Source organism: Allobaculum sp., from assembly GCF_047010065.1.
GTDB classification, from domain to species: domain Bacteria; phylum Bacillota_I; class Bacilli_A; order Erysipelotrichales; family Erysipelotrichaceae; genus Allobaculum; species Allobaculum fili.
On the sequence record NZ_JBKXLD010000114.1, the window covers coordinates 1 to 6983 of the forward strand.

General features: G+C 51.8%; 9 protein-coding genes. All 9 read right to left on the minus strand.

The window, feature by feature from the left end:
• On the minus strand, positions 1-1415 hold a 1415-nt coding region (locus ACLUYS_RS08825), incomplete at its 3' end, for a hypothetical protein (RefSeq protein WP_412659636.1).
• A 15-nt stretch (positions 1416-1430) separates the two neighbouring features.
• Positions 1431-1730: a hypothetical protein gene (locus ACLUYS_RS08830; protein ID WP_230267816.1), complete on the minus strand. Its 300-nt coding sequence runs from the start codon at positions 1728-1730 to the stop codon at positions 1431-1433.
• A gap of 78 nt (positions 1731-1808) precedes the next feature.
• Positions 1809-2813 (minus strand): zinc-ribbon domain-containing protein, encoded by a 1005-nt coding sequence (locus ACLUYS_RS08835; protein ID WP_412659637.1) that lies wholly within the window; start codon positions 2811-2813, stop codon positions 1809-1811.
• A 432-nt stretch (positions 2814-3245) separates the two neighbouring features.
• Complete coding sequence (locus tag ACLUYS_RS08840) at positions 3246-3911, minus strand: site-2 protease family protein (RefSeq protein ID WP_230267813.1); 666 nt, start codon at positions 3909-3911, stop codon at positions 3246-3248.
• A gap of 248 nt (positions 3912-4159) precedes the next feature.
• On the minus strand, positions 4160-5260 hold the full coding sequence (ychF, locus tag ACLUYS_RS08845; RefSeq protein ID WP_230267812.1) for a redox-regulated ATPase YchF: 1101 nt from the start codon (positions 5258-5260) through the stop codon (positions 4160-4162).
• A 5-nt stretch (positions 5261-5265) separates the two neighbouring features.
• Positions 5266-5478: a DUF951 domain-containing protein gene (locus ACLUYS_RS08850; RefSeq protein ID WP_230267811.1), complete on the minus strand. Its 213-nt coding sequence runs from the start codon at positions 5476-5478 to the stop codon at positions 5266-5268.
• A complete protein-coding gene (gene folD / locus ACLUYS_RS08855) occupies positions 5471-6331 on the minus strand; it encodes a bifunctional methylenetetrahydrofolate dehydrogenase/methenyltetrahydrofolate cyclohydrolase FolD (RefSeq protein WP_230267810.1) in 861 nt (286 codons plus the stop codon). Before folD ends, ACLUYS_RS08850 begins: the two co-directional genes overlap by 8 nt.
• Positions 6332-6335: 4 nt before the next feature.
• Positions 6336-6779 carry a D-aminoacyl-tRNA deacylase gene (gene dtd / locus ACLUYS_RS08860; protein WP_230267809.1) on the minus strand — a complete coding sequence of 148 codons (444 nt, stop codon included), beginning with the start codon at positions 6777-6779 and terminating at the stop codon, positions 6336-6338.
• On the minus strand, positions 6776-6983 hold a 208-nt coding region (locus tag ACLUYS_RS08865; RefSeq protein WP_412659638.1), incomplete at its 5' end, for a 2-C-methyl-D-erythritol 2,4-cyclodiphosphate synthase. The genes ACLUYS_RS08865 and dtd, both read right to left, overlap by 4 nt.

The following is a 6983-nucleotide window of genomic DNA, read 5'->3' on the forward strand; positions in this document are numbered from 1 at the left end:
ATTATCCCAAGGAGGCGGTCGAGAAAATACCCGTCTTTTATTTGACGCTTACTGTTCAGTTCATCGGATTCGACCTGATCTTCCTGTTCAGTCTGATCTTCGCTTTCGGCTGCGGATTTGTCCTCGGTCTCTTCGACCGCTTCGCTTTCCTCTTCCTGTTCGCTCTGATCTTCGCTTTCGGCTGCGGATTTGTCCTCGGTCTCTTCGACCGCTTCGCTTTCCTCTTCCTGTTCGCTCTGATCTTCGCTTTCAGCCTCAGATTCGTCCTCGGTCTCTTCCGCTGTTTTGCTTTCGCCTTCCTGCTGATCCTGGTCTTCGCTTTCGGCAGCTTCTTCCGCTTTCTTTGGTAAAACCTCCGTGTTCAGTTCTCTGTTGATCGTCTGGTCTTCCTGCTCGGCCTTTTCCGCTTCTTTGTGGAAAGAGGGATCCGGCGGCAAGTTATTTATGCCTTCGCGTTCTCCATAAACTGCCTGATGCAGCCGCTGCCATTCCGGATCCCGCTTATACTCCGTCTGGTTTTCCGGACTGTATCCATGATCATCCATGTACTGCTTAAGCCGCTCCTGTTCCGGGGTCAGCAGAGATTTTTCGGAAGCGGGCTCAGCTGGACCAAGTTCTGGATGCTCTGCCTGCCGAATCCGATTGCAGACATCCTTATAGCTGTCCTCTGCTTTATAGTCGATTCCATGATCATCGCAGTATTTCATGAGCATCTCTTTATCGAGATTTTCTTCGATGTTCGGATCCTGTAACTGGCTGATCGCATCCTGAAGGTGTCTGGAATATGAATCACAGGCATGCGATTTTTTATACTCTTCATACATCTGGTCTTTGCCGAGAGTTCTTTCGTTGGATTCAAAAACTTTTCGAACGCCTTCTTCTCCTTTGCGGTCGGCTGTTCGCTCCCCGGACTGGACGTTATAGCGCGGATCCACTTTGTCTTGATTGCTGTAGTAGTTCACGAGCTGATTGCTCGCATCCCGTTTAAAATTGCTTTCCCAGACTTTGACTTCCATGGGATCCGGATGCGTCACTTTTCCGTCGATCGCATCCCGCTGATAGGCGTGATAGTATTCGTGATAAACCGTATTCACCAGTTCGGCCGGCGCATCCGTACGATCGCAGTAATACAGCTGCCCGTTTTCCGCCATATACTGCCGGCCTTCTTCCACAAGGTAGCGGTTGAGGCATACGACATTTTCATTCTCATCAAAAGATCCGAAGCGTCCTCCGCTCATGGGTTCAAACCACATCGGCCGGCGTTCAATCCCGTATTTGTCTGCGACGCGATTGCCCAGCTCCTGCAGCGCTGCCTTCCGGTTTTCGACGCTCATCCGGTTCCAGTTCGAAGAAGCAAAAGACTGATAGAGCTTTTCATCGCTCATAAGCGCAAAGCGCATCTGTCGTAAGTTCATGACTTTCTGCTCCTTTTAGCGCGGTCCCTGCCAGATGAGCCGTTCGCCCAGGACGGGATCTTTTTTCCACAGATCGTAAAGACGGAATGCTTCCACAATTCCTCCGGCTCTGTGAATTTTTTGAATCACAGGAACGGTATATTTTTCATCCGTCTCAAACGGCTCATGATTCATCCATCGCTCCAGTGCGGGTTTCGAGCCGTCTTCAAAGGTGCGCTGAAAGTCTCTGGCGTAATACATTGCCGCCTGCGCATCGAGGTACGGACACTCTTCCTGAATGCGTTTTGCGAGACGATTTACATTAATATCAATCATTTCGATTTCCTTTCCAAAACAAAGACAGGCAGCGAAAGCCGATGCCTGTCTTTGTTGCGATCGCAGAATTTCGATCGGCTATTTCCATTTTTTGATGGCCAGATCGCCCTGCGTCTGAAGATCCTGAATCAGAGCGCCGAGCTCATCCATCATCTTGTTGGTGTCGACAGTCGGGCCGCCGGTCAGCGAAAGCAGCGCCGCATTGCCGAGCATGTTGGTCGGCCCGCTCCCAAACGAAATACTGTTGCCGGTGTAGTTGCTGGAATGAATGCTCAGCTTGAAGCATTTTTGCATCAGGCCGACAATGATCAGTAAGATCCCCAGCCCCATAAACAGAAACAGTACGAGCGGATTGACCATCGCTGCAAAGGGGGAACAGAGAAGAAGAAGTGCTCCGCCAACGACCATCGAAATCTGAATGTCGCGCCCGTAATAGGCGGTAACGCCGGTGACGCCGTCAATCCAGGCCTGCTGAGCGATCCGGCTTCCGCTGCCTTCTCCGTTAAAGAGGACGCGCTTATTCGTTACGGTAAGATATCCCATGCAGCGCGGGGAGCGGATATCGGCACATACGTAGTCCCGGATTACGACTTCCCCGTCCGAAAGAATTACGCCATGACACGTCTTGTCCCGGTTTGGCGCTTCCGCATTTTCCACTGCGCGCTGAGCGACCGGCCGGGAAGCCGCCGAGGCATTATCCACAAACGACTGAACCGAACCGGCGACCGCCTGCACGGTCTGCATGGCGGAAGAAGCAGCGGAAGAGGCAGCGGAAGAAACGGACTGCGTCTGGGCGTTTGTCTTTACCGCATTCGAAAACTGTCCGTTCTGCGCATTCTGGACGGGCTGCGCGTTCTGCGCATAAGGCGTACTGGATACCGCCCGGGCATTCTGAGGATATCCGGCATTTTTTGCCGGCTGAACAGTTTTGCCAGGCTGAACTCTCTGCGCCGATGCGTTTTGGACCGGATTCGACTTTGCCGGCTGACTGGCCGGAGAGGATTTGGAAACAGGCGTTCCGCAGCTGGTGCAGAACAGCGCCGTATCGGAAATGGGAGCATGACAGTGCTCACAGTATTTCATAATTTTCCTTCTTTCTTTTCTTACTTTTTTCTTTTAAAGCGCAACAGGTACGGAAAATTGAGCGTCTGGTTTGACACTCACGTTTTCTTTTGACTGTCATTGTCTTTTTTGTACCGTAGCCTTTCCCTGCATCGTCCAATTCTTCTGAAAATCAATCAATTTATGCAAGCGCTGCTCATTCTTGCAATACCGGATTGTACCTTTCGTTTTTCTATAGGCGATGGCTTTTCGAAGCGTGCAAACGAATAATGGATCCCGCCTTTTTGGAAAAAGAAAAAGAGTCTGCAGGTACCATTGCAGTACGTACAGACTCAAAAAGGGTTCACAACAGAGCGGTTCAGAACGGAATTTCCAGACAATCCCGTTCGATCTCTTTCGTTTGTGCGGCGCCTTGGACTGGATGATCCAGTCCCCCGCGCGTAAACAGGCCGTTTAAATAAACGGAGAAAGCAGCCAGAGCGCTCCGCTTTCCATCCAGCCGATCATGGTGGAACGCATCATGGCCAGCGGTCCATCGAGAATGCCGGAGAAAATCACAACCAGAAACAGCAGGGACATCCAGGCAGGCGGATTATTGACTTTGAAGTATTCTCGGTCCGGCAAAAATGCCCAGAAAATGCGGGATCCGTCCAGCGGCGGGATCGGAATCAGGTTGAAGACGCCAAATCCCATGGACATCACCGCGGTCGCGGACAGAAGCGAGATCAGATACGATCCGATGGCAGTGTTCACGAAGCCGCCGGTGAAATAAACCAGCACTTCAAAAAGGAACACGCAGACAAAGGAAAGCAGGAAGTTGGTCATCGGACCCGCAAAAGCGGTCCAGATCATGCCGGTTTTCGGATCCTTGTAGCGGGATGGATCGACCGGTACCGGTTTGGCCCATCCAAAACCAAAGAGCAGCAGGCAGAGCAGACCCATCCAGTCGATATGGTGGAACGGGTTTAAAGAAATTCGTCCGCGCGATTTTGCCAGCGAATCCCCCAGCCAGTAGGAGACCAGTCCATGCGCCATTTCATGAAGCGTCATGGAAAGGAAAACGGCAATCAGATAAATCGAAATCATGCGCAGATCGAATGTTCGAAGGGCAGATAACATAAATTCTCCTTTCGCAAAGCCAGAGCCTTGCAAAGTCATTTGCGTCGAATTCGGTCCATTGGAGTTCGCAAAAGCATTCTTTTTGCGGCTATACATTTTGGGACCGTATACCCATCATACAGAACGCCATCCAAAAGAAAAGGATTCCGGTTTGATTTGGGCACAGTGTAAGAATTCAAAAAGACTCTCCGCGATCGAGACGGAGAGTCAAATTGTTTTCAGATGGAATGGAATACCGTCCTGTCGGATTAGACGTTGAAGCGGAAATGCATCACATCGCCGTCCTGAACGACATAGTCCTTGCCTTCCAGGCGCAGCTTGCCGGCTTCCTTAACCGCCTGTTCGCTTTCGAGACGATCGATGTCATCAAAGGCGTACACTTCGGCACGGATAAAGCCGCGCTTGAAGTCGGTGTGAATGACGCCGGCGCAGTCCGGCGCTTTCATGCCGCGCTTGAATGTCCATGCACGACATTCGTCGGTGCCTGCAGTCAGGAACGTGCAGAGATCGAGCGTCGCGTACGCAGTCTGAATCAGATGATCGAGACCGGACTGCGGAAGACCGAGATCTTCGAGGAACGCGTCCTTTTCTTCCGGTTCCAGACTGGAAAGTTCTTCTTCAAGACGGGCGCAGATCGGAACGATGCGCGCGCCTTCGGCTTCGGCCATTTTGGACAGTGCCTGGAAATACGGATTGGCCGACGGATCGGCGATGCCTTCGTCATCCATGTTGGCTACGTAAATGACCGGTTTGACAGTCAGCAGACCGTACTGGTGCAGAATCGGCGCTTCGTCTTCCGTAATTTCCAGAGAGCGGGCCGGATTTCCGGCTTCCAGATGCGGTTTAAGACGGGAAAGCAGATTCATTTCCGCTTTGGCGCTCTTATCGCCGCTCGATGCCTTTCGTTCAACTTTGGCAATGCGGTTTTCTGCCGTCGACAGATCGGCGAGGATCAGTTCGAGATTGATAATTTCGGCATCACGAACCGGGTCGACTGAGTTTTCCACATGCGTGATGTTCGGATCGTCAAAGCAGCGAACGACATGGCAGATCGCATCCGTGTTCCGGATGTTCGCCAGAAACTGGTTGCCCAGTCCTTCGCCTTTGGACGCGCCTTTGACCAGACCGGCAATATCGGTAAATTCAAAGGTCGTATAAATCGTTTTCTTCGGATGAAACAGTTCCGTCAGGCGGTCTACGCGGCGATCGGGTACTTCAACGACGCCGACGTTAGGCGAGATGGTCGCAAACGGATAGTTGGCAGCCTCCGCCTGCGAGTTGGTGATGGCATTAAACAGGGTGGACTTGCCTACGTTTGGCAGTCCGACAATTCCTGCAGTTAAAGACATTGATTCTATTCCTCCTTGTTCTGATCCGCTTTCCGGATGACGCGCTTGAGCTTTTTCTCAAATTTGGAACGCGGCATCAGAACGCTGGTCTGACAGCCCTGGCACTTGATTCGAATATCGGCGCCCATGCGAATGATTTTCCATTCTTTGGAAAGATGGCAGGGGTGCTCTTTTTTCATTTCCACAATGTCGCCAAGGTCGTATTGAATATCAGTCATGAATTCCCTCGTGTTTTTTCCAGGCTTCGATGGTGTTGTCGAGAAGCATGCATACGGTCATCGGGCCGACGCCTTTCGGTACGGGCGTGATGACGGACGCTTTCGGAGCCACTTCATCAAATTTTACGTCGCCTTTCAGTTTTCCGTCTACGCGGTTGATTCCTACATCGATTACGATGGCGCCGTCCTGGACATATTCAGCAGTTACAAATTCCGGCTTGCCGATGGCGGCGATCAGAATGTCGGCTTCGCGGCAGATCGAAGGCGCGTCTTTCGTTCTCGAATGGATGACCGTAACGGTGGCATTGGCGTTCTGCAGAAGCTGCGCGACCGGTTTTCCGACGAGATTGGAACGGCCCATGACTACCGCACGCATACCGGAAAGATCAGTATAGCCGGCTTCTTTCAGAATTTCCATGACACCGCGCGGGGTGCATGGAGCGAAGCCTTCGCGGCCAAGTGCGAGCGCGCCGGCGTTCAGCGGATGAAGTCCGTCGACATCCTTGTCGGGGCTGATGGCCATCAGTGCCTTTTCTTCGTTCAGTCCGGAACCAGCCGGCAGCGGCAGCTGGATCAGAATGCCGTCAACGTTTGGATCTTCGTTTTCTTTCTGTACAACGGCTTCGAGTTCTTCCTGAGAAATGTCGGCAGGAAGATGAATGGTGCGATTTTCAATGCCGATTTTGTGGCAGGCATTGGCTTTGCTTTTGACATAGGACTGGCTGGCTGGATTGTCGCCGACCAGAATGACGGACAGGCACGGAAGGCGCAGACCTTTTTCCTTGATCTGATCGATTTCCTCTTTCATGCCTGCCTGCAGTTTTGCAGCAAGTTCATTTCCATAAAGAATCATTTTTCTATACCTCTCTACTGTCGAGTACGATGGTGATCGGCCCGTCATTGAGCAGATCAATTTTCATATCTGCCTGAAAGACGCCCTTCTGTACGGGGACTTCCTGTTCAAGCAGTGCATTAAACTGATCATATAACATGCGCGCCTGCTCTGCAGGGGCTGCTTCGATAAAACTTGGACGATTTCCCTTTTTGCAGGAAGCGTATAAGGTAAACTGCGAAATCGAAAGCACTTCTCCTTTTATATCCAGGACGGAGCGGTTCAGCTTGCCTTCTTCATCGCCAAAGATGCGCATGTTGACAATTTTACGAATCATCTTCGGCAAAACCGACGCATCGTCTTCCCGGTTAAACCCCACCAGAAGAAGCAGTCCGTCCTGAATCTGGCCGATAATTTCACCGTCCACCGTGCAGGAGGCGTGACTTACGCGCTGAATGACGACTTTCATTCGTCTTCCTCCAGAAGGCAGACAGCCAGAGCGGTCATTCCTTCCTGTCTGCCGACAAAGCCAAGCTTTTCGCCGCGGGTTGCCTTAATGGAAATCTGATCGACGTCGCAGTGAAGAATGGACGCGACATTTTCCGTCATCTGCGCCTTATAGCCGGCCAGATGCGGCTTTTCGGCCATGATTGTCGCGTCGACGTTGCCGATA

What these genes read in the sequence shown, in the direction of transcription:
- ACLUYS_RS08840 (WP_230267813.1), bottom strand. Translation starts at nt 3,911, where the DNA reads ATGTTATCTGCCCTTCGAACATTCGATCTGCGCATGATTTCGATTTAT.
- ychF (WP_230267812.1), bottom strand. Translation starts at nt 5,260, where the DNA reads ATGTCTTTAACTGCAGGAATTGTCGGACTGCCAAACGTAGGCAAGTCC.
- ACLUYS_RS08830 (WP_230267816.1), bottom strand. Translation starts at nt 1,730, where the DNA reads ATGATTGATATTAATGTAAATCGTCTCGCAAAACGCATTCAGGAAGAG.
- ACLUYS_RS08850 (WP_230267811.1), bottom strand. Translation starts at nt 5,478, where the DNA reads ATGACTGATATTCAATACGACCTTGGCGACATTGTGGAAATGAAAAAA.
- ACLUYS_RS08835 (WP_412659637.1), bottom strand. Translation starts at nt 2,813, where the DNA reads ATGAAATACTGTGAGCACTGTCATGCTCCCATTTCCGATACGGCGCTG.
- dtd (WP_230267809.1), bottom strand. Translation starts at nt 6,779, where the DNA reads ATGAAAGTCGTCATTCAGCGCGTAAGTCACGCCTCCTGCACGGTGGAC.
- folD (WP_230267810.1), bottom strand. Translation starts at nt 6,331, where the DNA reads ATGATTCTTTATGGAAATGAACTTGCTGCAAAACTGCAGGCAGGCATG.